Below are 23,579 nucleotides of genomic sequence, written 5' to 3'. Positions count from 1 at the left end.
TACATGGGGGATGCGCCTGCGTGAAACGGGGTGCCAATGATCCGTCCGCCTCCACGGTCGCCGGCAAGACCTGCTCCTACCGGCTGCTGCGCGCGCGCTCCAGGCGCTCGGCGAACGCCTCCAGGCCTTCCGCCCGCGGATCGAGCCGGCGCGCCGAGGCCAGGGCCCGCGCGGCCACCTCCAGTTCGCCCGCGCGCAGGCGCTCCTCGCCCACCGCCAGCCAGCGCTGCGCCAGGCGCTGACGTACCGCCGCCAGGTCTGGATCGCGCGGCGCCAGCGCCTGCCAGGCGTCGTGGCATTCCTGGGCCTGGCCCAGGCGGTTGCCGCGCAGGGAGGCCTCGACGCAGTCGCGGGCACGCGCCTGCAGTCTCCGCGCGGCGGCGGCGACGCGAGGATCGTCCGGCGCCAGGGCCTGGGCCGTGCGCAGGTGGTCGTAGGCGCTGGCGCCCGGCGGCGCGATCCACGCACCGCGCTGCCACGCCGCCTCCATCTCCTGCAGGGAGCGCCGCAACCGGGCGGCGGCCTGCGGCGTGCCCGCCTCTTTCTCGCGCAGCCGCGCCGCTTCGCGGTCGCGGGCCAGCTCGGGGCCGGCAGCGACCACCGCTGCGGCATCGGGCGCCAAGTCCCGGGCCTGCGCCAGCGCCCGCTCCGCGGCATCGAAGTGGAAATCGGCCGACAGCCGTAATGCGTGCGCCGCCTGCGCCTCGGCGGCGCGCTGCGCGGCCGCGGCCACCGCCGGTTCCTCCGCCGCGGCCGCCCGCAAGGCGAGCAGGCGCGCGGTGGCGGCATCGAGCCGCCCACGGGCCAGGTCACGGCCGGCCCCGCGCAGTTCCGTATCCAGCGCCTGGGCGAAGCCCGACTGCACGTCGGGCAGCTCGACATGGCCCGGATCGTAGCTGCGCACCTGCGCGATCCAGCGCGCCGCCGCGGCGAGGTCCTGAGCCTGCAACGCCTGTTGCGCACGCTGCAGCAGCATCGACAGCGCGTCCTCGCGCCCCTCCAGGGCGGCGGTGTCCTCCGGCTGCAGGGACAACCAGCGCGCGAACAGCGGCAAGGCTTCCTCAGGGGAATTTGCGGCCAGGGCCGCCTGCGCCCGGGCGCGCAGGGCCTCCAGGTCGGTGCCGGCGGCTTCGGCCCGGCGCAGCCGCGCGCGTTCGGCTTCCAGCTGCGCGCGCGGCACCTCCAGGACTTCGGCCAGGGCGAGTTGCCGGCGCGCCGGCTCCCATTGCCGGCGGGCGATCGCCTCGCGGGCCTGCTGCAATGCGGCCAGGCCGACCCGGGCCAGGCCTTCGCGCGCCTCGCGGCGGTCGCCGTCCAGCGCCAGCGCGGCCTCGAACTTCTGCCGCGCGCCCTGGCCGTCGGCGCGGTCGAGGCGGCCCTCGGCCAGGGCCCGGTCGCCCTCGGCCAGCAGCAGGTCGATCCGGTTGGCCGGCCACAGCCAGCCGGCGAGCGGTTGCCGGAACAGCACCAGCATCGTCGCCAGCACCGCCGCCGCCAGCAGCAGCCAGGGCCAGCGGCGGCGGACCGCAGCGAGGAAAAACGCGGGCGAGGCGCGACGGCGATGCGAGCGCGAGGACATGTTCAGATCGGGGCGACCGCAGTCATCGCGCGAGCTTAGCGCGCACGGACGCGGCAGCGCGGCAGATGGAGCGGGTGCAGGCGAAGGCCGAAACAGGGGGCCGGAAACGCGAACGGCCCGCGCAGGGCGGGCCGTCGGACAACGTGTTGCGGGAAGGCTGTGCCGCGGCTCAGTCGTCGCCCTTGGACAGGTCGTCGTCGGCCACGACCTCGGCGGCGGCCCATTCCAGGGCTTCGCGCTCGGCGCGCTCGCGCTCGGCCTTCTCGACCTCGTCGATCAGGGCGTTGTCGACGGTGCGGGCGGCGATCTCGCGCAGCGCCAGCACGGTCGGCTTGTCGTCGCCGTCGCCGTTGTCCAGGGTGGCCGGCACGCCATTGGCCAGCTGGCGCGCGCGCTTGGCGGCCATCATGACCAGTTCGAAGCGGTTGTTGACCACTTCAAGGCAATCTTCGACGGTGATACGGGCCATGGGGGCTCCCGACGGCGCTGGCCGTCATGCTGGATGGGGAAAGGGCGCGGAGCATACGCCATGGGCCGCGGCAACGCAAATCGTCGGGCTGAACAGCGCTTTCGAATCAACCACTTGCGGCCGCGTCAGGCCAGCAGGGCCTGCAGCAGCCCGGCATGGCGCGCCTGCTGCTGCGCCCGCCGCAGGCGGCTGGCGGTGAACACCGCGCACATCTCCTCCACCGCGGTGTCGAACACCTCGTTGACGACCACGTAGTCGAAGTCGCCGTAGTGCGACATCTCCTCGCGCGCGGCGGCCAGCCTCTGCGCGATCACCGCCTCGCTGTCCTGGCCGCGCTTGCGCATGCGCTCCTCCAGCGCCTGCCGCGAGGGCGGCAGGATGAACACGCTGACCGCGTCGGGCACCTTGGCCCGGACCTGGGCCGCGCCCTGCCAGTCGATCTCCAGCAGCACGTCGTGACCGGCGGCCAGCTGCGGCTCCACCGACTGCCGCGCGGTGCCCTTCCAGTCGCCGTGGACGCGGGCGTACTCGAAGAAGTCGCCGGCATCGATCATCCGCTGGAACTCGTCGGCGGAGACGAAGTGGTAGTGCTCGGCATGGCGCTCGCCCGGGCGCGGCGCGCGCGAGGTGAACGAGATCGACAGCCGGATCTGCGGATCGCGCGCCAGGACCGCGTTGACGATGCTGGACTTGCCGGCCCCGGAGGGTGCGGCGACGATGAAGAGGGTGCCGCGCATCTGGCTCATTCGAGGTTCTGCACCTGCTCTCGGACCTGGTCGATCAGCACCTTCAGCTCGACCGCGGCGGCCGAGGTGCGCGCGTCCACCGACTTCGAGCCCAGGGTGTTGGCCTCGCGGTTGAACTCCTGCAGCAGGAAGTCCAGGCGGCGGCCGGCCGGCTGGCCCTGGCCGAGGATCCGGCGGATCTCGACGATGTGGCTGGCCAACCGGTCCAGTTCCTCGTCCACGTCCAGCTTCTGCAGCCACATCACCAGCTCCTGCTCGGCGCGGCCGGGATCGACCGGGTGCGGCAGGTCGGCCAGGCGCGCGGCGAGCTTGGCGCGCTGGCCCTCGCGGATCGCCGGGATCAGGGTTCTCACTTCGCCGGCGATGCGCTCGATCGCATCCACCCGCTCGGAGATCGCCGCGGCCAGCTTGGCGCCCTCGCGGCCGCGGGCGGCGACGAACTCGTCCAGCACCTGGTCCAGCAGTTCCAGCGCCTGCGCCTGCAGCGCCTCGCCGTCGGCGGCCGGCGCCTGCAGCACGCCGGGCAGCTGCAGCAGTTGGGTGAACTCCACCCGCAGCCGCGGGAACTTCGGATCCAGGCGCTGGGCCAGCGCGCCGAGCTGTTCCAGCAGGGACTCGTTGACCGCCAGCCCGCTGGCCGCCTCCGGCGCGCGCAGGCGCATGGCCAGGTCGAGCTTGCCGCGCTGCACCCGCGCGGCGACCTTCTCGCGCAGCTGCGATTCCAGCGCGCGCAGGTCGTCCGACAGGCGCAGGCCGGTCTCGAGGAAGCGGTGGTTGACCGAGCGCAGCTCGCAACCGAGCACGCCCCAGGGAGTGACGCGTTCGCCGCTGGCGAAGGCGGTCATGCTGCGGATCATGCGGCGTCTCCCGGCGGTCCGGGCGGTGGGGACAAGGCGCGAATGGTAATCTAGCCGGCCCATCGCGGCACCCCGCCGCCGCGCCGTCCTCGCGCCGCGAGCCGCGCACCGCCTCTCCCCTCCTTCCGGAATCCCCATGACCGTCGTCCGTCCCAGTGGCCGCGCTCCCGACCAGTTGCGCGAAGTGCGCATCGAACGCGGCTTCACCCGCCATGCCGAAGGCTCGGTGCTGGTGAGCTTCGGCGACACCCGGGTGCTGTGCACCGCCAGCGTCGACAACAGGGTCCCGGCGTTCCTGCGCGGCAAGGGCGAAGGCTGGATCACCGCCGAATACGGCATGCTGCCGCGCTCCACCCACACCCGCTCCGACCGCGAGGCCGCGCGCGGCAAGCAGGGCGGACGCACCCTGGAGATCCAGCGCCTGATCGGCCGCACCCTGCGCGCCTGCGTCGACCGCGGCGCCCTGGGCGAGCGCACCATCACCCTGGACTGCGACGTGCTCCAGGCCGACGGCGGCACCCGCACCGCGGCGATCACCGGCGCCTACGTCGCCCTGGTCGATGCGGTGCGCTGGCTGCGCAAGCGGCGCGAGATCGCCCGCGACCCGGTATTCGGTGCGGTGGCCGCGGTCTCGGTCGGCGTGTACCAGGGCGTGCCGGTGCTGGACCTGGACTACGCCGAGGACAGCGCCTGCGACACCGACATGAACGTGGTGATGAACGACGGCGGCGGCTTCATCGAGCTGCAGGGCACGGCCGAAGGCCACGCCTTCCGCCGCGAGGAACTGGATGCCCTGCTGGCCCTGGCCGATACCGGCATCCGCCAGTTGCTGGCCGCGCAGCAGGCGGCCCTGGCGCAGGCCTGATGACCCGCCTGGTCCTGGCCAGCGGCAACGCCGGCAAGCTGCGCGAACTGGGCGCCCTGCTCGGCGACCTGGACGTCGAGCTGCTGCCGCAGGCGCGGCTGGGCGTGGACGACATCGAGGAGACCGGGCTGAGCTTCGTCGAGAACGCCCTGCTCAAGGCGCGCCACGCCGCGCGGATCACCGGCCTGCCGGCGCTGGCCGACGACTCGGGCCTGTGCGTGGACGCGCTCGGCGGCGCGCCGGGGCTGTATTCGGCGCGCTACGCCGGCGGCCACGGCGACAGCGCCGCGAACATCGCCCGCCTCCTGCGCGAGCTGGACGGCGTGCCGCCGGCACGCCGCAGCGCGCATTTCCACGCGGTGATCGTGCTCCTGCGCCACGCCGAGGACCCGCAGCCGCTGGTCGCCGAAGGCAGCTGGCCAGGGACGATCCTGGAGACGCCGCGCGGCGCCGGCGGCTTCGGCTACGACCCGGTGTTCCTGGATCCCGAACGCGGGCTGTCGGCGGCCGAACTGGATCCGGCGCTGAAGAACCGCATCAGCCACCGTGGCCGCGCCCTGGAGCAGCTGCGCGCGCGCCTGCCCGAGGCGCTGGCCGCGCTGCGCTGAAGCCCAGCCCCGGCACTGCTGGCGTCCCGGGAAAGTCACTGGATCCCGGCGTGATCAGCCATTCGGCTGCTGTGAAGCGTTTCGCCGGGGCGACGGGCCTATCCACGCCCCCTTTTCATTCTCCGTTCGCTGTTCCGCCCATTCCCCGCTCCGCCCCATGACGCCCGCCCTGATCCCGCCACCCTTGTCGCTGTACGTGCACCTGCCCTGGTGCGTACGCAAATGCCCGTATTGCGACTTCAACTCGCACGCTGGCAAGGGCGGGCTGCCGTTCGACGCCTACGTCGACGCCTTGGTCCGCGACCTGGAGCACGACCTGCCGCTGGTGTGGGGCCGCACCGTGCACAGCGTGTTCTTCGGTGGCGGTACTCCGAGCCTGTTCCCGCCGGAAGCCATCGACCGGATCCTGCAGGCGGCCTCGGCTAGGCTGCGCTTCGCGCCTGACGTGGAGATCACCCTGGAGGCCAATCCCGGCACCGCCGAGCACGGTCGCTTCGACGGCTACCGCGCCGCCGGGGTCAACCGGATCAGCTTCGGCATCCAGAGCTTCGACGACGGCTGCCTGGCGCGGCTGGGCCGGATCCACGACAGCGGCGAGGCGGAATCGGCGGTGAAGCTGGCCCAGGACGCCGGCTTCGACAACCTCAACCTGGACCTGATGTACGCCCTGCCCGGCCAGGACCTGGCCATGGCCGAGCGCGACCTGGAACGCGCCTTCGCCCTGCAGCCGGCGCATGTCAGCCATTACCAGCTGACCCTGGAACCGAACACGGTGTTCTTCGCCCGGCCGCCCAAGGGCATTCCCGACGACGACGCGGCCTGGGACATCCAGGAGCGCTGCCAGGCCTTGCTGGCCGACGCCGGCTACGACCACTACGAGACCAGCGCCTACGCCCGTCCGGGACGGCAATGCGCGCACAACCTCAACTACTGGCGCTACGGCGACTACCTCGGGATCGGCGCCGGCGCCCACGGCAAGATCACCCTCGGCGCCGAGCAGGCGATCCTGCGCCGCTGGAAGCACAAGCATCCCGCCACTTACATGGCCGCGGCCGGCGGCGCGCAGGCGATCGGTGGCGACGACCGGATCGCTCCGGAGCAGCGCCCGTTCGAATACATGCTCAACGCCCTGCGCCTGCACGAAGGCTTCGACCTGGCCGATTTCGAGGTCCGCACCGGCCTGTCCCGGGACAGCATCACCGATGCTCTCGCATGCGCGCGCGAACGCGAATGGCTGCGGCTGGAGGACAGCCGGGTGCGGCCCACCGCCCTGGGCCGGCGCTTCGCCAACGACGTGATCGAGCTGTTCCTGTAGGTACGCTCCCGCCGGCCCGCGGCTCCTTACGGGGCCGTGCGAATGTCGCGGGCTGCCGGTCGCATCCACCGGTGTCAGCGCGCTGGCCGGCCCCGCGCGAAACGTGATAAATACCTCGCCGATAGGGGAAACAAGCCGCCGATGTCCGCCCACGCCCAATCCGCCTCGTCCGGTACCGCACCGACGACGCTGGCCAGCGCCGCGTTGCCGGCGCGCGTGCGCCACATCCTGGAAGCGGTCAACGCGCTGGCGGCGCAGAGCCTGTCCACCTCGCTCAACCTGGCCCTGAACGAGTTCGAGCGGCAGCTGTTCAAGCAGGCCGACCGCGCCCGCAGCAGCCAGCACCAGGCCGAACACTTCTCCGAACTGCAGCACCTGCGCCAGCATCGCGCCGACCTGGTGCCACGCTACCTGGCCGGGCTGGAGGCCTCGCTGGCGCGCCTGCGCGAGGCGCCGGAAACCGAGCTGCCCCTGCCGGAGGAGCCCGAGGATCCCGTGCAGTTCCAGCGCCTGACCCTGGTCGAGGACACTGACCTGGACCGCGACATCGTCCTGCGCGAGATCGCCCGGCGCGAGAGCCAGCGCGGCGGCACACCGCTGCTGCTGCTGGGCCAGCGCTTCGGCGTGCTCGCCGCGCGCCCGGCGTTCGATCCAGAGCGGCTGCCGGTCGGCCCGCACGCTTTGTGCCGGGTCCTGCGCGACGCCGGCGAGGCGCTGCACATGAACCTGGATTCGCAGCTTTTGCTGTACCGGGTGTTCGAGCGCCAGGTGATCGAGCGCTACGGCGAACTGGTGGAACGGCTCAACGTACTGCTGGCCCACGAGGGCGTGCTGCCCGGCCTGGTGTACCTGCCCTACCGCCCGCGCACCGCCGGCCAGAGCCGGCGGCCGCCGGTGACCGGCTCGGCCGGCGCCGCCAGCCAGCGGCCGATGACCGGCTGGCAGGGCCAGGCCCGGCACTCGGGCTGGAGCGGCGCCCTGCTGGCCGGGCTGGCCTCGCGCGGCGGCCCCGCCGGCGCCGGCATGGCCTCCGCTGCGCCGGCCGATGGCGAGGCCGGATCCGCGGCCGCCGGCGGCGCTGCCGGTGCGGCGACGGCCGCACCGGGCCAGCCGGGCGAACTGCCCGAGCAGGCGGTGTTCGCCGCCCTGCAGAACATGCTGTCCGAACACCGCGGCGCGGCGGCGGGCAAGGCTTCGCCGGTGCCGCCGCCGACCCCGGGCCTGATCCTGCCGGTGGACGCGGTGGTCAACGTCCTCGGCACCCTGCAGTCGGCGCCGCCCCTGCGCCCGCACGGGCGCGCGCGGCGGACCATGGACGACCTGCGCCGGGCGATGCTCGAGCGCATGCGCGAGGCACATGGCCCCGAGGCCGGCCTGTCGCCCGAGCACAGCGACACCTTCGACCTGCTCGGCATGCTCTACCACGAGATCGGCCGCGAGGTGCACCAGGACGCGCCGGCGCAGAACCTGCTCGAACGCCTGCAGGTGCCGGTGGCGCGCGCCGCGGTCCAGGACCGCAGCTTCTTCGTCCGCGACCAGCATCCGGCGCGCGAGCTGCTCAACTCGGTGGCCGAGTCCGGCGCCACCTGGCTGGCCGACGACGACGCCGACCCGCACCTGGTCCAGCGCCTGGAGAAGGCGGTCGAGCGCGTGGTCGAGGACTACGACGGCGACGAGACCGTGTTCGAGCGCGCCAACCGCGAGGTCCAGGAGCACCACCGCGCGCAGGCGCGCAAGGCCGAGGTCAGCGAGCGCCGCCAGGTCGAGGCCGCGCGCGGCCGCGACCGCCTGGAGACGGCCAAGCGCCGCGCGGCCGAGGCGATCGCCGCGCGCCTGGGCGGGCGCAAGCCGCCGCAGTTCGTGCAGGCCCTGCTGAGCCAGGCCTGGGCCGACGTGCTGACCCTGACCGCGCTGCGCCACGGCGAGGACTCGGAGGAATGGCGCGAGCGCGAGGCGGCCACCGCGCGCATCGTCGAGATCACCTGCGCCGGCGACGCGCCCGCCGATCCGGCCCTGGCCGGGCAGATCGACGGCGCCCTGCGCCAGGTCGGCTACCACGAGGACGAGGCCAGCGCGATCGCACGCCGGCTCTCGCGCAGCGACGACGACGAGGCCACCTCGCGCACCGAGCTGACCGCCAAGCTCAAGGCGCGCGCGCGCCTGGGCGAGGGCGAGCAGGCCGAAGCCCGCAAGGTCCACCTGCCGCCGCGCAGCGAGGCCGAGCAGGCGTGCTACCAGCACCTGCGCACGCTGCCGTTCGGTACCTGGTTCGAGTTCGTGCTCAACCAGCAGGGCGACCTGCGCCGGCAAAGGCTGTCCTGGTACAGCCCGGTCACCGACAACGCGCTGTTCGTCAACGCCCGCGGGCAGAAGGTCGGCGAGCAGTCGCTGGACAGCCTGGCGCGGCTGATGGCCCAGGGCCAGGCGCGGATCGTCACCGAGGACAAGGGCCGCCTGATCGACCGCGCCTGGCACGCCACCCTGCGCGCCCTGCGCGGGCTGGCCGGCAGGCCGGACGCGATGGGCGAGCTGGGAGCGGCCGGCGCATGATCCACGAAGCCCGCCGCGCCCCGCGCCGCCAGGTCGCCGAGAGCGTCCCGGTGGTGGACATGATGACCGACGAGGTGGTCGGCCACCTGGGCAACCTGTCCGAGTCGGGCATGCTGCTGCTGGCCTCGGTACCCCTGCACGAGGATGCGCTGTACCAGCTGCGGTTCCAGCTCGGCGGCCGCCAGGGCACGTCGATCGTGGTCGGCGTGCACCTGCTGTGGTCGGGCGCGGCCAACACCCCCGGCCAGGCCTGGTGCGGTTTCCGCTTCCTGACCATCTCCGACGAGCAGCGCGGCCACGTGCGCGACTGGGTCAAAGCGGGCGAGGACACCTCGCACTGAGGCAGCCTGCGCTCAGCCCGCGTCGGGCAAACTGGCCGCCTGTCCCGCTTCCGCTTCGCCCGCATGACCACCGCCGATCCCGCCCTGCTCTATCCCCAGCACCTGGCCGTGCTGACCGCGCGCGCCGACGAGGCGCTGGCGCGCAGTGGCCGCGAACACCTGCTGATCCCCAGCGGTCGCCGCCACTACCAGGTGTTCGACGACCGCGACTACCCGTTCGCGGTCAACCCGCACTTCAAGCACTGGCTGCCGCTGACCGGCGTCGCCGACAGCTGGATCGCCTACAGCCCCGGGCGCAGGCCGAAGGTGATCTACCTGCAGCCATTCGACTACTGGCACGTGGTGCCCGAGGCGCCGAACGGCTGGTGGGTCGGGCACGTGGACGTGGAGGTGATCCGCACCCCGGAGGAAGCCCTGCAACTGCTGCCGGGGCCGCCGGAGCGCTGCGCGATCATCGGCGAGGCCAACAGCGCCCTGGGCAGCTACGTCCCCGACAACCCGGCCGCCGCGCTCGACTACCTGCACTACCAGCGCTCGTACAAGACCCCGTACGAGGTCGCGCTGATGCGCATCGCCCAGCGCAGGGCCGCGCACGCGCACCGCGCCGCCGAGCGCGCCTTCCGCGCCGGCGCCAGCGAGTTCGAGATCCACATGACCTACTGCGCCGCCGCACGCCAGGACGCCACCGAGGTCCCGTACCAGAACATCGTTGCCCTCAACGAGCACGGCGCGGTGCTGCACTACACCGAGCTGGACCGCGACCCGCCCGCGCAGGCCCGCAGCTTCCTGATCGACGCCGGCGCCAGCCACCATGGCTACGCCGCCGACATCACCCGCACCTATGCGGCTGACCGCGGCGGCGAGTTCCAGGCGATGGTCGAGGCGGTGGACCGGGCCCAGCAGGCGATGTGCGCGGGCGTGCGCGCCGGCGCCGACTACCGCCAGCTGCACGTCGACGCCCACCTGGCGCTGATGGGCGTGCTGCGTGAGTTCGGCGTGCTCAGGGTCTCGCCGGAGGCGGCGCTGGCCACCGGGGTGAGCGCGGCGTTCTTCCCGCACGGCCTCGGCCATCCGATCGGGCTGCAGGTGCACGACGTGGCCGGCTTCGCCGCCAGCGACCGCGGCGGCACGATCCCGCGCCCGGACGGCCATCCCTACCTGCGCATGACCCGGGTGCTGGAGCCGGGGATGGTGGTGACCATCGAGCCGGGCGTGTACTTCATCGACATGCTGCTGGACGAGGTGAAGAAGAACGGCCACGCCGCCAGCGTCGACTGGGCGCGGGTGGACGCCTTCCGCCCCTATGGCGGCATCCGGATCGAGGACGATGTGCTGTGCACCGACGCCGCGCCGGAGAACCTGACCCGGCCGGCGTTCGCGGACTAGGCGCCGCTCACACCGGAATCAGGGTATTGATCACGTGCTCGAGGTATTCCTCGAACTCCTCGTGGGTCATCTTCGGCTGCTGCGGGCGCAGCTGCAGGAAGCCGACGTAGGCGGCGTAGGTCAGGCGCGCGCGGTTCTGCGATTCGTTCCGGCCCAGGCCGGCCTGGCGGAAGGAGGCGGTGAGGTACTCCAGGCGCCTTTGCGACACGCGCTGGATCACCGGGCCGACCGCCGGGTGCTCCAGCGCCTTGAGCAGCTCGCTGTAGATCGCGTGCGGCTTGGTCTCGTGGCCGACCAGCTGGAACAGCATGCGCAGGCGCTCGCGCGGGTCGGGCACTTCCTCCAGGCTGCCGAACACCTGCTCCTGCTCCACCTCCTCCCAGCGCTCCAAAGCGGCCTGCAGCAGGGCGTCGCGCGAAGGAAAATGCCAGTAGAAGCTGCCCTTGGTCACGCCCAGGCGGCGCGCCAGCGGCTCGACCGCGACCGCGGACACGCCCTGTTCGGCGATGACATCGAGGGCCACCTGGGCCCAGTCGGCCGCGCTCAGGCGGGCGCCACGGGCGGGGGCGGGAGAGGTGGGTGCAGGGTCCGGGGTCGTGTTCATGCACCGATTTAACCATACGCCGCAGTGCGTTGCAGTACGCCGTTGCGGTGGAAACCGAGTCGGGACAGGGGCTTGCCGTCCATACGGTCTTTGCTGCAACGCCATACGCCTTCGTATTGACTTTGCCCGGCCGGCGTCCATACCATTCAGTATGGAATTCGCTCCGCCCGCCGCCGTGTCTTCGTTCGACCTGTCGTTGCAGGGCGCAGGCATCGACCTGGCCGCGACCCGGCACGACGCCTCGGCGACCGCCGCCACACCGGCAATCCTGTTCGCCCACGGCTTCGGCCAGACCCGGCGCGCCTGGTCGGCCACCGCGGCCGCGCTCGCCGGCCGCGGCCACGCCGGCCTGGCCTACGACGCCCGCGGCCACGGCGGCTCCGGCCGCAACGCCGCCGGCGAGGCCTACACCGGCCAGCAGTTCACAGACGACCTGATCGTGCTGGCCGGCGAACTGCCGCGGCCGCCGGTGCTGGTGGCCGCCTCGATGGGCGGGCTGTTCGGGCTGCTGGCCGAAGCGCGCTGGCCGGGCCTGTTCCGGGCCATGGTCCTGGTCGACATCACCCCGCGCTGGGAAACCGCCGGGCTGGAACGCATCCTCGGCTTCATGACCGCCTTCCCCGATGGCTTCGCCTCGCTGGAGCAGGCCGCCGGGAGCGTCACCGCCTACCTGCCGCACCGCCAGGGCCGCAAGTCGCCCGGCTCCCTGCGCGAACTGCTGCGCGAGGGCGGCGACGGCCGCTGGCGCTGGCACTGGGACCCGCGCCTGGTCGACGAACTGGCCCGCGACAGCGACCGGCACCAGGACGCGATCGCCGAGGCCACCCGCGCCGTGCGCTGCCCGCTCCTGCTGGTCAGCGGCGGCCGCAGCGACCTGGTGTCCGACCGCACCGTCGCCGATTTCCTCGAACTGGCGCCCCACGCGCGCCACGTGCAGCTCGCCGACGCCACGCATATGCTGGCCGGCGACGACAACGACCGTTTTACCGCCACCGTGCTGGACTATCTGGCGGAACTGGACCGGACCGAGGGGACCGGCCAGCCTTCCCTCGCGCACCGGGCTCCAGCGCCCGTCACCGGAGCAAACCCATGAGCATTGCCGCGCCCATCCTGGCGTTCGTCCTGATCGGAGGATTCGCCGCCTACCACCGGCTGCGGCTGGCCACCTGGGCCGCGTTGCTGGCCGTCGCCCTGGTCGCCTGCTGGCTGCTCGGCGCGCACCGCACCGCCACCGCGGTGGTGGCCATCGTCTCGGCGCTGGTCGCGGTGCCTTTGCTGCTGCCCTTCATCCGCAAGCCGCTGATCGTGGCGCCGCTGCTCAACGTGTTCCGCCGGATCCTGCCGCCGCTGTCGCAGACCGAGCGGATCGCGCTGGAGACCGGCTCGGTCGGCTTCGAGGGCGAGCTGTTCACCGGCGACCCGGACTGGAACCTGCTGCTCAACTATCCCAAGCCGCAGCTGACGGCCGAGGAGCAGGCCTTCCTCGACGGCCCGGTGGAAGAGCTGTGCCGGATGGTCAACGACTGGGAGATCACCCACGTCCACGCCGACCTGCCGCCGGAGCTGTGGGACTTCATCAAGAAGAACAAATTCTTCGGCATGATCATCCCGAAGGAATACGGCGGCCTGGGCTTCTCCGCGCTGGCCCACCACAAGGTGATCCAGAAGATCGCCTCGATCTCCTCGGTGGTCAGTTCCACCGTCGGCGTGCCCAACTCGCTGGGTCCGGGCGAGCTGCTCAACCACTACGGCACCAAGGAGCAGAAGGACTACTACCTGCCGCGCCTGGCCGTCGGCCAGGAGGTCCCCTGCTTCGGCCTGACCGGCCCGTTCGCCGGCTCCGACGCCACCTCGATCCCGGACTTCGGCATCGTCTGCACCGGCGAGTGGAACGGCGCCCAGGTGGTCGGCGTCAAGCTGACCTTCGACAAGCGCTACATCACCCTGGCGCCGGTGGCGACCCTGGTCGGCCTGGCCTTCCGCATGTACGACCCGGACGGCCTGCTCGGCGACACCAAGGACATCGGCATCACCCTGGCGCTTTTGCCGCGCGAGACCCCGGGGGTCGAGATCGGCCGCCGCCACTTCCCCCTCAACTCGCCGTTCCAGAACGGCCCGATCCGCGGCCGCGAGGTGTTCATCCCGCTGAGCCAGCTGATCGGCGGCGCGGAGATGGCCGGCAAGGGCTGGAACATGCTCAACGAGTGCCTGGCCGTGGGCCGCTCGATCACCCTGCCCTCGACCGCTTCCGGCGGCGCCAAGTTCGGCGCCCGGGTCACCGGCGCCTACGCCCGCATCCGCAAGCAGTTCGGCCTGTCGGTCGGCCGCTTCGAGGGCGTGGAGGAAGCGCTGGCCCGGATCGGCGGCAAGGCCTACACCATCAGCGCGTTGTCGCAGGCCACCGCCGCGGCGGTCGACCGCGGCGACGTGCCCTCGGTGCCCTCGGCGATCGCCAAGTACCACTGCAACAACATGGGCCGCGAGGTCGTCACCGACGTGATGGACGTGATCGGCGGGAAGGGCATCATCCTGGGCCCGCGCAACTTCGCCGGCCGCAACTGGCAGGCCGCGCCGATCGGCATCACCGTCGAGGGCGCCAACATCATGACCCGCAGCCTGCTGATCTTCGGCCAGGGCGCGATCCTGTGCCATCCGTGGGTGATGAAGGAGATGAAGGCCGCGCAGGAGCCCGACCGCGCCGCCGCCCTGGAGAGCTTCGACGAGAGCCTGGCCGGGCACGTGCGCTATGGCATCTCCAACGCCTTCCGCTCGTTCTGGTTCGGCATCACCGGCTCGAAGATCGGCGGTGCCCCCGGCGACGCCTACACCCGTCCGTTCTTCCGCAAGCTCGACCGCTACGCCGCCAACCTGGCGCTGATGGCCGACGTGTCGATGCTGCTGCTGGGCGGCAAGCTGAAGTTCAAGGAATCGCTGTCCGGGCGCCTGGGCGACGTGCTCAGCCACCTGTACATGGCCGGCGCGGTGCTCAAGCGCCACCACGACGAGGGCGCGCCGGAAGCGGACAAGCCCCTGCTGGCCTGGAGCATGTACAACAGCTTCCATCAGATCGAGACCTCGCTCAGCGCCGCCCTGCGCAACTTCCCGATCCGCCCGGTGGGGTGGCTGCTGTGGGTACTGGTGTTCCCGTTCGGCCGCCGCGCCGAGGCCCCGGGCGACCGCCTCAACCGCCGCGTCGCCGCCTTGCTGATGACCCCGAACGAGGCCCGCGACCGCCTGGGCACCGGCGTGTTCCTGACCCCGTGCGAGAACAACCCCGGCGGCCGGATCGACAGCTACCTGGCCAAGGCGGTGCAGGCCGAGCCGGTGGAGCGCAAGTTCCTCAAGGCGCTCAAGACCAAGGGCATCGAAGCGCTGGAGTTCGGCCCGCAGCTGGACGAGGCGGTGGCCGAGGGCGGAATCACCGCCGAGGAGCGCAAGCTGCTGGAAGAGCTGCGCGCGCTGACCCTGGACACGATCACCGTGGACGACTTCGACGCCCACGAGCTGCGCGCGGCCAGCTACTACGACAAGCCCGCCGCCGGCACCCGCGAGGCGGCCTGACCGCCGCCGCCACGCGGCGGACCGGCGATACCTGGAAACGGCGGGCTTCGGCCCGCCGTTTCCGCATCCGCGGCGGCCTGCGTCGCGTGCGCGCCACTGCCGGCGCCTTCATCCCGAGGAGCTCCTCCATGTCCAACCGCCTGCTCGAGCTGTACCGCCGCCTGCGGCGCTGGCCCGCCGGCGACTGGCTGTTCTCGCGCGCGGTCTGCCTGAAGGCGCCGTACTTCGCCAGCATCGCCCCGCGCATCACCGCGCTGGAGCCGGGCCGCTGCGAGGCCACGATCCGGCACCGGCGCAGGGTCAGCAACCACATCGGCACCGTGCACGCGATCGCCCTGTGCAACCTGGCCGAACTGGCCGCCGGGGTGATGACCGACGCCAGCCTGCCGGCATCGATGCGCTGGATCCCGCGCGGGATGACGGTGGAATACCTGAAGAAGGCCGTGGGCCGCATGCACGCCGTCGCCACCCCGGACATCCCGCTGGTCGAGTCGGCCGAGGGCTACGACCTGCCGGTCACGGTGGCGGTGCGCGACGACGCCGGCGAGACCGTGTTCCGCGCCCGCATCGCGATGCGGGTGTCGCCGAAGCCGGCCCGCGCCGGCTGACACCCGGGAGAACCGCGATGCGACCGGACCTGCCGCTCCTGCTCTGCGCCCTGCACAGCTTCGGCTTCGCCGCCTTCCACCTGGCGTTCTGGAAGCTGTTCGGCTGGAAGCGCGAACTGGCCAAGGTCGGCCTGCCGACGCGGGCCATCGTCCAGATTCTCAATTTGCGCCTGGTCTACCTGTTCGCCGGTATCGGCGTGCTGTGCCTGCTGTATCCGGACGAACTGCGCGGCACGCCGCTGGGCCGCGCCGTGCTGGCGTTCATGGCCCTGTTCTGGGCCGGGCGCACGGTCGAGCAGTTCGTGTTCCTGCCGGTGGACCATCGCCTGGTCCGCGCGCTGACCGCCCTGTTCGTGCTGGGCATGATCCTGTTCGCGCTGCCTCTGCTGGGCTGAACGCCGCGGCAGGCGGTCAGTCCGCCGGCGACGTCCCCTGGCGCCCGTCGGGTAGCTTGCGCTCCTCGCGCAGCAGCCGCCACGCACTGGCGGTCATGACCCCGGCGACCAGGAAACCGGCGCCGAACACCACGTGCGAGCCGAAGACCGAAAGCGCCTTGAACGTCCAGGAGAAGGTGAGCTCGCCGCCGCGGAAGAAGGCCGTGTCGATCGCCGCGCCGGCCTTGTAGCGCCACTGCCGGTCGACCCGGGTGTAGATGGTCTCGCGTCCGGGCTTCATCAGCGAGAACTCGTTGGAACGGGTCACCACCTGGACGATGCCGACCACGATCGGCAGCGGCGAGGCGGTCAGCACCGCGAACCCGAGCAGCAGGGCCGCCATCGGGATCAGCAGCACCGGCGCCAGCCCGAACCGCGACAGCAGCCAGCGGGTGGCGAACAGCTGCACGATCAGGGTCAGCACGTTCACCGCGATGTCGATGCCGGCGTAGTAGGCGGTGCGCGCCTCGGCGGTGGCGAAGCCCTCGCGCGCGATCACCGCCTGCTGGTTGTAGAGCAGCTGGCCGATGCCCACGCCCAGGAACACCAGCACCGCCAGCCAGCGCAGCAAGGGCTCCTTCGCGATCAGCTTCAACCCGGCCAGCACGTCGCCGCCCATCGCGCTCTCGTTGTCGCGGCCGACCTTCGCCTCGCGCTGCAGGGCCCAGCGGCGCAGGCGCCAGATGCACACCACGCACGCGACCAGGAACGCGGCGGATACCAGCATCAGGTTGGCGAGGCCGACCCTTTCGGCCAGCACCCGGGTGATGAGCGGGCCGGTGAACGCGCCGACGGTGCCGGCGGCGCCGATGTAGCCGTAGTACTTCTTCGCCTCGGCATGGGAGAACACGTCGGCCATGAAGCTCCAGAACACCGCCACCGAGAACACGTTGAACACCGTCACCCACAGGAAGAACGCCAGCCCGCGCCCGGCGACCGCGCTGTCGAACAGCAGGTGGAACCCGAGCAGGCACAGGATGAAGAAGCCGAACAGCACCGGCAGGAACACCCGGCGGGGGAAGCGGCTGACCAGCGCGCCGTAGAGCGGCTGCGCGACCAGGATCAGGACGAAGGAACAGGTGGAGAGCACCTGCAGGATCAGCTCCTTCAGCGGGATGCCGTGCGCGGCGAAGAAGCCGATCATCTCCGGCGGGAACACCGCTTCGACCTCGCTCGATGCCCCCATCGCGTCGCGCACCGGCCGCAGCACGTAGTAGCCGCTGAGCAGGCAGAAGAAGTACACGAACGCCCACAGCAAGGGGGGCGAATCGGACAGCGCCGAGCGGAACCGGGCGAGCCGGGAGGACGCCGCGTCTGCGGGGTTCATCGGGGACTTCCTGGGGAATGGCACCGGCCTGGCGTCGCCGGCCGGGCCTCAGGCGCGCACGGTATCCGATGCACTGCAACATCGCCAGCGCCGACCGCGGCCCGCAGCATCCCGCCGGCGGCGGGGGCTTGCGCCCGGCCGGCGTCCGCCGACAGCATCGCCAGCGGCCGCCGGACCGCCGCGGCGCAGGGGATGGCATGTACGACTACATCGTGATCGGCGCCGGCTCGGCCGGCTGCGTGCTGGCCGCGCGCCTGAGCGAGGACCTGGCCTGCCGGGTGCTGCTGCTGGAAGCCGGCCCGCGCGACTGGCACCCGCTGATCCACATGCCCGCCGGCCTCGGCCGGCTGGTCAACAACCGCCGGATCAACTGGAACTACGCGACCGAGCCGGAGCCGCATCTGCTCGGCCGCCGGCTGTGGTGGCCGCGCGGCAAGGTCCTGGGCGGTTCCAGCTCGATCAACGCCATGTGCTACACCCGCGGCACGCCGCAGGACTACGACGCCTGGGCTGCGGCCGGCGCCGACGGCTGGAACTGGGAGACGCTGCTGCCGTACTTCCTGCGCGCCGAAGGCAACGCCCGCGGCGCCGGGCCCTGGCATGGCGGCGACGGGCCGCTGTGCGTGTCCGACCTGCGCCACGTCAACCCGCTCTCGCGCGCCTTCGTCGAAGCCGGGATCCAGGCCGGCTGGCCGCGGAACGACGACTTCAACGGCGCCACCCAGCAGGGCGTCGGCCTGTACCAGGTGACCCAGCGCGACGGCGCGCGCTGCTCGGCCGCGGCGGCCTACCTGGCCCCGGCGCGGCGGCGGCCCAACCTGGAGATCGTCACCGGCGCGCTGGCGCACAGGATCGTGCTGGACGGCACCCGCGCCACCGGCGTCGAGTACCGCCGCGGCGGCCGCCTGCAGCGCGCCAACGCGGCCGCCGAGGTGCTGCTGTGCGGCGGCGCGGTCAATTCGCCGCAGCTGCTGATGCTGTCCGGGATCGGCCCGGCGGCGCAGCTGCGCCGCCACGGCCTGGACGTGCACGCCGACCTGCCGGGGGTCGGCGGCAACCTGCAGGACCACCTGGACATCTGCACCCTGCGCCACTGCCCGCCCGGCCTGAGCTACGACCGCGCGAGCGAGCTGAAGATCGGCTTCGACTGGTTCCTGCGCGGGCGCCGCGGCGCCGGCAGCAGCAACATCGCCGAGGCCGGCGGCTTCGTCCGCTCGGCGCTGGCGCCGGACGCGCGGGCCGACATCCAGTTCCACTTCGTCCCGGCCATGCTCGACGACCACGGCCGCCGGCGCCTGCCCGGCGACGGCTTCACCGTCCACGCCTGCCAGCTGCGCCCACGCAGCCGTGGCCGGCTGTCCCTGCGCGACGCCGATCCCAATAGCCCGCCGCGGATCGAGGCCGGCTACCTCTCCGACCCGGAAGGCTTCGACCTGCGGGTGATGGTGGAGGCGGCGAAGCTGTCGCGCGAGCTGCTCGGGCAGCAGGCGTTCGACGCCTTTCGCGGGGCGCCGATCTTCCCAGAGCGCGACGACCTGTCCGACGCGGAGCTGGCCGATTTCATCCGCACTAAGGCGGAGACCATCTACCACCCGGCCGGCACCTGCCGCATGGGCGTGGACGCCGACGCGGTGGTCGACCCGCAGCTGCGGGTGCGCGGCATCGCCGGCCTGCGCGTGGTCGATGCCTCGGTGATGCCGAGCCTGCCGGGCGGCAACACCAACGCCCCGGTGATCGCGATCGCCGAGCGCGCGGCCGACCTGGTCCGCGGTTAGCAACCGGGCTAGGAGCAAAAGTGCTGGCGTCGGGCGGGGCCGCCGTGCCTTGGGTCTGCGGTGCACCGCTCGGGCGGGCCTCCTGCCCGCAACTCGCGGCCGTGGCACGTCCCTGTGCCACTTGCCCCACAGACCCAAGGCACGACGGCCTCCGCGGCTTTGGAGGTCACCGCTTCGGGTGCTTCTGCTCTTCCGGCTTCTGCCCACCACCGTCGTCCCGGCGAACGCCGGGACCCAGTGTCTTTGCTTCCCTTGTAGGAGCCGGTCTCGCCGGCGACCGCCATGGTGGAAACGTCTGCGTGAAACCGGGTGTCAGTGATGCGTCCGCCTCCACGGCCGCCGGCAAGGCCGGCTCCTACAGGGTGGAGCAAGGCAAAGGCGCTGGGTCCCGGCGTTCGCCGGGACGACGGTTGAAAGAAGTCCGAGCGGCCACAGCACGGCCGGTTCGCCGCGGCTCAGACCCCGCGTGCTTCTACGGCGAGTCGGTCAGCAGCGCCGGCAGCGGGCAATGCAGCAGCGCGCAGACGGTGCGCAGCAGTTCGGCCTCGGCCACGCCGAGCTGGCCGTCGTGCGAGACCGCATCGACCAGCGCCTCCACCAGGACCTGCTTGGCCGGCGGCGCCAGCGCGTCCAGCGGCGCCCACACCGCGTCCAGCGCGCGCACGCCCTCGGCCGGCGGTGCGTACGCCAGGTGGTCGCGCGGCAGCACCCTTTGCAGCCCGGCCAGGTAGGCGCGCTGCGCCTGCTGCGGCTGGCCCGGGTGGCCGGCCTCGGCCAGCACCGCCAGCAGGATCGCGAACTCGGCGCGCACGCCCGGCGCCTTCTGCCGGCCGAAGCGCGCGTGCCGCGCCGGGTCCAGAGCCTCGCGCACCTGCACCTGCAACAGCTTGGACAGGCAGTACTCGAACACGCTGACCTGGCCGTCGGCGTGGACCATCGCCTCGATCGCGTCGAGGAAGGCGTCCAGTTCCGGTCGCGGGCGCTGGCGCAACGCCGGGAAGGCCAACGCGGCCAGCGGCAGGCGCTGGACCGGATGCAGGTTTTCCAATCGGGTGCGGCGCAGTTCGCAGGCCTGCGCCGCCAGCGCCTCGCCGCAGCGCGAGGCCAGTTCGCTGCGCTGGCGCGCGGCCAGGGCCGGATCGGCGTCCAGCAGCAGCGCGGCCAGCACCGGCATCGCGGTGGCGCGGACGCGGGCCAGTTCGCGGAGCGACGCGGGCAGGCCCTCGACCAGGTCGTGGGCGTGGCGGTAATCGTCCTCGGCCGGCGCTGCGACCTGGCCGGCGCCCATCGGCGGGGTCACCGCCAGCCGCGCATCGGCCGGCGGCAAGGGCGGCGGCGCCGGCGCGCGCGGGCCCAGGCCCAGCGCCGCGTCCTCGGCCAGGCCGTCGGGTGGGGCGGCGCGCCAGCGCGCCTCCAGCGCCTGCAGCTGACGCGGATCGAACCCCGGCTCCAGGCGGCGGATGCGCTCGGCCAGCGGCGGGTGGGTGGCCAGCCACGACGACAGCGCCATGCCCTCGCCGAACAGCATGTGCCCGACCTCCTCGGCGTCGGCGCGCTCGTTGAGGCGCGAGCCTTCCTGCAGCCCGCCGATCTTCTTCAGCGCCCCGGCCAGGCCGCGGGTCTGGCGGGTGAACTGCACCGCCGAGGCGTCGGCCAGGTACTCGCGCTGGCGGCTGACCCCGGCCTTGATCAGGCGGCCGAAGAACACCCCGATGCCGCCGACGACCATCGCCACCAGCGCCGCCAGCAGCAGCGCCTGGCCATCGCGGCCGCGGCCTCCGCGGCCGTAGACCAGGATCCTCTGCCCGATCAGGGCCAGCATCATGATCCCGAACAGCAGGCCCATCAGGCGGATGTTCAGGCGCATATCGCCGTTGAGCACGTGGCTGAACTCGTGCGCGACCACGCCCTGCAGCTCGTCGCGGTTGAGCCGCTCCAGGGCGCCGCGGGTCACCGCGATGGCGGCGTCGGCCGGCCCGTAGCCGGCGGCGAAGGCGTTGATGCCCGCCTCCTGCTCCAGCACGAACAGCCGCGGCACCGGCACCCCGGAGGCGATCGCCACCTCCTCGACCACGTTGCGCAGCCGCCGCAGGGACGGATCGTGGGTGTCCTCCGGCACCGCGGTGCCGCCCATCTGCGCGGCCACCGCCGCGCCGCCGCCGCGCAGCGAGGCGATCCGGTACAGCGAGCCCAGGCCGATCACTGCCAGGGTCAGCACGCTCGCCGCCACGGTCGCCCCGGCGCTGCCGGTGAACAGCAGCACCGCCGCGTCCACCGCGATGACGATGCCGGCCACGGCCGCGGCGAACAGCAGCACCAGCCGTCCACTGCCGCGCCGCGCTGCAGCCTGCTGCTCGAAGAAATTCATGCGCGCCTCGCCGTCGCCATGGCCTGCCCGGCGCCGCGACCCGGCCGGTCGCGGCGCATCGCGGCCGCCGCCGGATTCAGAACTGGACCTTCGGCGCCTCGCGCACCTGGGCCGCCTTCTCCGCCGGGATGTCCAGCAAAGCGGCCGGAGCGAAGCCGAAGCTGCCGGCGACCACGCTGGAGGGGAAGGTCTCGCGCTTGTTGTTGTAGGCCATCACCGCGTCGTTGTAGGCCTGGCGCGCGAACGCCACCCGGTTCTCGGTCGAGGCCAGTTCCTCCGACAGCTGCATCATGTTCTGGTTGGCCTTCAGGTCCGGATAGGCCTCGGCCACCGCCAGCAGCCGCCCGAGCACGCCGTTGAGCTGGCCCTGGCTGGCGGCCAGCTGGGCCATCGCCGCCGCGTCGCCCGGATCGGCCTTGGCCGCGGCCAGGCCGGACTGCGCGGCCGAGCGCGCGGCGATCACCGCTTCCAGGGTCTCGCGCTCATGGCCCATATAGGCCTTGGCGGTCTCCACCAGGTTGGGGATCAGGTCGAAGCGCCGCTGCAGCTGCACGTCGATCTGGGCGAAGGCGTTCTTCCAGGCGTTGCGGCTGGTCACCAGGCCGTTGTAGATGCCCACCGCCCACAGGGCCACGGCCACCACGAGGCCCAGAAATACCAACAGGATCAACAAACTGCCCATTCATCTTCTCCTGGTTTGTGCATTCCGGAAATCCGGCGCTAGAATCGGTTTCAGCAGTAGAGTACAGGCACCAGCAGCGATGAATGACGCGCGCGTCCGCCGGCCGGCCAGGCCTTCGTCCCCCGCCTTCGGCCCGCGGTCGCTGAGGATCGCCTCGCTGGCGCTTTTGCTGGGCATGGCCCTGCCGTCGACCGCGCAGACCCCGACCCTCGGCCCCGGCCACCTGCCGCCGCCGACCCAGCCGCTGCCCTATCGCGCCTTCCCGGCCACGCCGGCGCAGCCGCTGGCCGCCGGCTTCGACGTCGCCCGCTTCGAGGCCATGGCCGAACAGCTGGTCCAGGGCCAGCGGGTGCCCGGGCTGGCGATGGCGATCGTGCAGAACGGCCGGATCCTCAGCGCGCGCGGCTACGGCGTGACCGACGTGGTCCGGCCGCAGCCGGTCGACGCCCACACCGTGTTCCGCCTGGCCTCGCTGTCCAAGGCCTTCGCCGGGACCATGGCCGGGCTGCTGGTCAACGACGGCAGCCTGCGCTGGGACAGCCGGGTCGCCGACTACGTGCCCGGCTTCCAGCTGGTCGACGCCGGCTACACCCGCCAGGTCACCGTGGCCGACCTGCTCAGCCACCGGGTCGGGCTGAAGGCGCACAACGCCTTCGACCGCGACATCGAGGGCAACGCCGAGTACTACCAGGTCGCGCAGAAGCTGGCCTCGGCGCCGATGCAGTGCGCGCCCGGCCAGTGCTACGCCTACCAGAACGTGGCCTTCAGCCTGGTCGGCGACGTGGTCTTCGCCGCCACCGGCACCTTCTACGAACAGGAAGTGCAGCGCCGGATCTTCGAGCCGCTGGGCATGGCCGACGCCAGCCTGGGCCTGGCGGGGATCGAGGGCGCCGCACGCTGGGCGCGGCCGCACGTGCGCAGCCGCAACGGCTGGGTCTCGCTCAATCCGAAGCCGACCTACTACCGCCTGCCGCCGGCCGCCGGGGTCAACGCCAGCGCCAGCGACATGGCGCAGTGGCTGCTGGCCCACACCGGCCATCGTCCGGACGTGCTGCCGGCGCCCTTGCTGGCGACCCTGCACGCGCCGGTGGTGGCCACCCCGGGCGAGATGCGTTCGGGCTGGCGCCGCGACCGGGTGCACTCGGCCAGCTACGCACTGGGCTGGCGGGTGTTCGACTACGGCGGCGAGGAAGTGGTGTTCCATGCCGGCGCGGTCCAGGGCTACCGCGGCCTGACCGCGCTGCTGCCCGGCCGCGACCTGGGCATCGCCATTCTCTGGAACAGCGAGAGCAGCCTGCCCTCCGGCCTGCTGCCGACCATCATCGACCGCGCCGTCGGCCTGCCGGCACAGCGCTGGCTGGACGTGGACACCGACTTCGGCAGCGACAACCTGATGGCCGACGGCGAAGCACCGTCGAGCGCGCCGGCCGGCGGCGCATCGGCCTCGTCCTCGGTCGCCGCACCCTCGCCGCGCTGAGCCGCGGCGGCCGGCTCCTTCTCCTTC

The 23,579-nt window shown here is 72.5% G+C and carries 20 protein-coding genes; 12 read left to right on the top strand and 8 right to left on the bottom strand.

Translation table 11 applies throughout. The features are described 5' to 3' along the window. Positions 1 to 76: 76 nt before the first annotated feature. From CSC62_RS04330 to CSC62_RS04315, 4 genes are all read right to left on the bottom strand, one after another. Positions 77 to 1,579 (bottom strand): hypothetical protein, encoded by a 1,503-nt coding sequence (locus tag CSC62_RS04330; RefSeq protein ID WP_162404940.1) that lies wholly within the window; start codon positions 1,577 to 1,579, stop codon positions 77 to 79. A 169-nt stretch (positions 1,580 to 1,748) separates the two neighbouring features. Then, complete coding sequence (gene rpoZ, locus CSC62_RS04325) at positions 1,749 to 2,048, bottom strand: DNA-directed RNA polymerase subunit omega (RefSeq protein ID WP_162404939.1); 300 nt, start codon at positions 2,046 to 2,048, stop codon at positions 1,749 to 1,751. A gap of 125 nt (positions 2,049 to 2,173) precedes the next feature. Beyond that, positions 2,174 to 2,785 carry a guanylate kinase gene (gene gmk, locus CSC62_RS04320; RefSeq protein WP_162404958.1) on the bottom strand — a complete coding sequence of 204 codons (612 nt, stop codon included), beginning with the start codon at positions 2,783 to 2,785 and terminating at the stop codon, positions 2,174 to 2,176. A 5-nt stretch (positions 2,786 to 2,790) separates the two neighbouring features. After that, positions 2,791 to 3,651, bottom strand: coding sequence for a YicC/YloC family endoribonuclease (locus CSC62_RS04315; protein WP_162404938.1), 861 nt, complete (start codon positions 3,649 to 3,651; stop codon positions 2,791 to 2,793). A 136-nt stretch (positions 3,652 to 3,787) separates the two neighbouring features. On the opposite strand from CSC62_RS04315, the gene rph reads away from it, so the two are divergent. From rph to pepQ, 6 genes are all read left to right on the top strand, one after another. Beyond that, complete coding sequence (rph, locus tag CSC62_RS04310; RefSeq protein ID WP_162404937.1) at positions 3,788 to 4,516, top strand: ribonuclease PH; 729 nt, start codon at positions 3,788 to 3,790, stop codon at positions 4,514 to 4,516. Then, complete coding sequence (gene rdgB / locus CSC62_RS04305) at positions 4,516 to 5,124, top strand: RdgB/HAM1 family non-canonical purine NTP pyrophosphatase (protein ID WP_162404936.1); 609 nt, start codon at positions 4,516 to 4,518, stop codon at positions 5,122 to 5,124. The genes rph and rdgB overlap by 1 nt, the downstream gene beginning before the upstream one ends. A gap of 157 nt (positions 5,125 to 5,281) precedes the next feature. Continuing rightward, positions 5,282 to 6,439 carry a radical SAM family heme chaperone HemW gene (gene hemW / locus CSC62_RS04300; RefSeq protein ID WP_162404935.1) on the top strand — a complete coding sequence of 386 codons (1,158 nt, stop codon included), beginning with the start codon at positions 5,282 to 5,284 and terminating at the stop codon, positions 6,437 to 6,439. Positions 6,440 to 6,580: 141 nt separating this feature from the next. Next, the gene (locus tag CSC62_RS04295; protein WP_162404934.1) at positions 6,581 to 8,989 is read left to right on the top strand and encodes a DUF1631 domain-containing protein; all 2,409 of its coding nucleotides are present in this window, start codon (positions 6,581 to 6,583) and stop codon (positions 8,987 to 8,989) included. Beyond that, complete coding sequence (locus tag CSC62_RS04290) at positions 8,986 to 9,330, top strand: PilZ domain-containing protein (protein WP_162404933.1); 345 nt, start codon at positions 8,986 to 8,988, stop codon at positions 9,328 to 9,330. The genes CSC62_RS04295 and CSC62_RS04290 overlap by 4 nt, the downstream gene beginning before the upstream one ends. Before the next feature lie 63 nt (positions 9,331 to 9,393). Continuing rightward, on the top strand, positions 9,394 to 10,716 hold the full coding sequence (pepQ, locus tag CSC62_RS04285; RefSeq protein WP_162404932.1) for a Xaa-Pro dipeptidase: 1,323 nt from the start codon (positions 9,394 to 9,396) through the stop codon (positions 10,714 to 10,716). Between the two features lie 7 nt (positions 10,717 to 10,723). Here pepQ and CSC62_RS04280 read toward each other — a convergent pair whose 3' ends face one another. After that, positions 10,724 to 11,320 carry a TetR/AcrR family transcriptional regulator gene (locus tag CSC62_RS04280; RefSeq protein WP_162404931.1) on the bottom strand — a complete coding sequence of 199 codons (597 nt, stop codon included), beginning with the start codon at positions 11,318 to 11,320 and terminating at the stop codon, positions 10,724 to 10,726. 151 nt (positions 11,321 to 11,471) lie between these two features. On the opposite strand from CSC62_RS04280, the gene CSC62_RS04275 reads away from it, so the two are divergent. The 4 genes from CSC62_RS04275 to CSC62_RS04260 all read left to right on the top strand — a co-directional run bounded on the left by CSC62_RS04275 (position 11,472) and on the right by CSC62_RS04260 (position 15,884). Further along, positions 11,472 to 12,413: an alpha/beta fold hydrolase gene (locus CSC62_RS04275; protein WP_162404930.1), complete on the top strand. Its 942-nt coding sequence runs from the start codon at positions 11,472 to 11,474 to the stop codon at positions 12,411 to 12,413. Next, positions 12,410 to 14,881 carry an acyl-CoA dehydrogenase gene (locus tag CSC62_RS04270; protein ID WP_162404929.1) on the top strand — a complete coding sequence of 824 codons (2,472 nt, stop codon included), beginning with the start codon at positions 12,410 to 12,412 and terminating at the stop codon, positions 14,879 to 14,881. Before CSC62_RS04275 ends, CSC62_RS04270 begins: the two co-directional genes overlap by 4 nt. Before the next feature lie 128 nt (positions 14,882 to 15,009). Continuing rightward, on the top strand, positions 15,010 to 15,489 hold the full coding sequence (locus tag CSC62_RS04265) for a hotdog fold domain-containing protein (RefSeq protein ID WP_162404928.1): 480 nt from the start codon (positions 15,010 to 15,012) through the stop codon (positions 15,487 to 15,489). A gap of 17 nt (positions 15,490 to 15,506) precedes the next feature. Further along, positions 15,507 to 15,884 (top strand): hypothetical protein, encoded by a 378-nt coding sequence (locus CSC62_RS04260; protein WP_162404927.1) that lies wholly within the window; start codon positions 15,507 to 15,509, stop codon positions 15,882 to 15,884. 16 nt (positions 15,885 to 15,900) lie between these two features. Here the strand turns inward: CSC62_RS04260 and CSC62_RS04255 are convergent, their stop codons facing one another. Beyond that, positions 15,901 to 17,250, bottom strand: a complete 1,350-nt coding sequence (locus CSC62_RS04255; protein WP_162404926.1) for an NTP/NDP exchange transporter — start codon at positions 17,248 to 17,250, stop codon at positions 15,901 to 15,903. 197 nt (positions 17,251 to 17,447) lie between these two features. Between CSC62_RS04255 and CSC62_RS04250 the strand changes: the two genes are divergently transcribed. Then, complete coding sequence (locus tag CSC62_RS04250; protein WP_162404925.1) at positions 17,448 to 19,025, top strand: GMC family oxidoreductase; 1,578 nt, start codon at positions 17,448 to 17,450, stop codon at positions 19,023 to 19,025. Positions 19,026 to 19,497: 472 nt separating this feature from the next. Here CSC62_RS04250 and CSC62_RS04245 read toward each other — a convergent pair whose 3' ends face one another. Both CSC62_RS04245 and CSC62_RS04240 read right to left on the bottom strand, forming a co-directional pair. After that, complete coding sequence (locus CSC62_RS04245) at positions 19,498 to 21,393, bottom strand: M48 family metallopeptidase (RefSeq protein WP_162404924.1); 1,896 nt, start codon at positions 21,391 to 21,393, stop codon at positions 19,498 to 19,500. A 76-nt stretch (positions 21,394 to 21,469) separates the two neighbouring features. Next, the gene (locus CSC62_RS04240; protein ID WP_162404923.1) at positions 21,470 to 22,075 is read right to left on the bottom strand and encodes a LemA family protein; all 606 of its coding nucleotides are present in this window, start codon (positions 22,073 to 22,075) and stop codon (positions 21,470 to 21,472) included. Between the two features lie 79 nt (positions 22,076 to 22,154). On the opposite strand from CSC62_RS04240, the gene CSC62_RS04235 reads away from it, so the two are divergent. Then, positions 22,155 to 23,552, top strand: a complete 1,398-nt coding sequence (locus CSC62_RS04235; RefSeq protein ID WP_162404922.1) for a serine hydrolase domain-containing protein — start codon at positions 22,155 to 22,157, stop codon at positions 23,550 to 23,552. Positions 23,553 to 23,579: the final 27 nt, after the last annotated feature.

Origin of the sequence: Pseudoxanthomonas jiangsuensis (genome assembly GCF_010093185.1) — a bacterium.
GTDB classification, from domain to species: Bacteria; Pseudomonadota; Gammaproteobacteria; order Xanthomonadales; family Xanthomonadaceae; genus Pseudoxanthomonas; species Pseudoxanthomonas jiangsuensis.
Note: the sequence above shows the minus strand (reverse complement) of the source record. Positions and strands in the feature narration are given on the sequence as shown.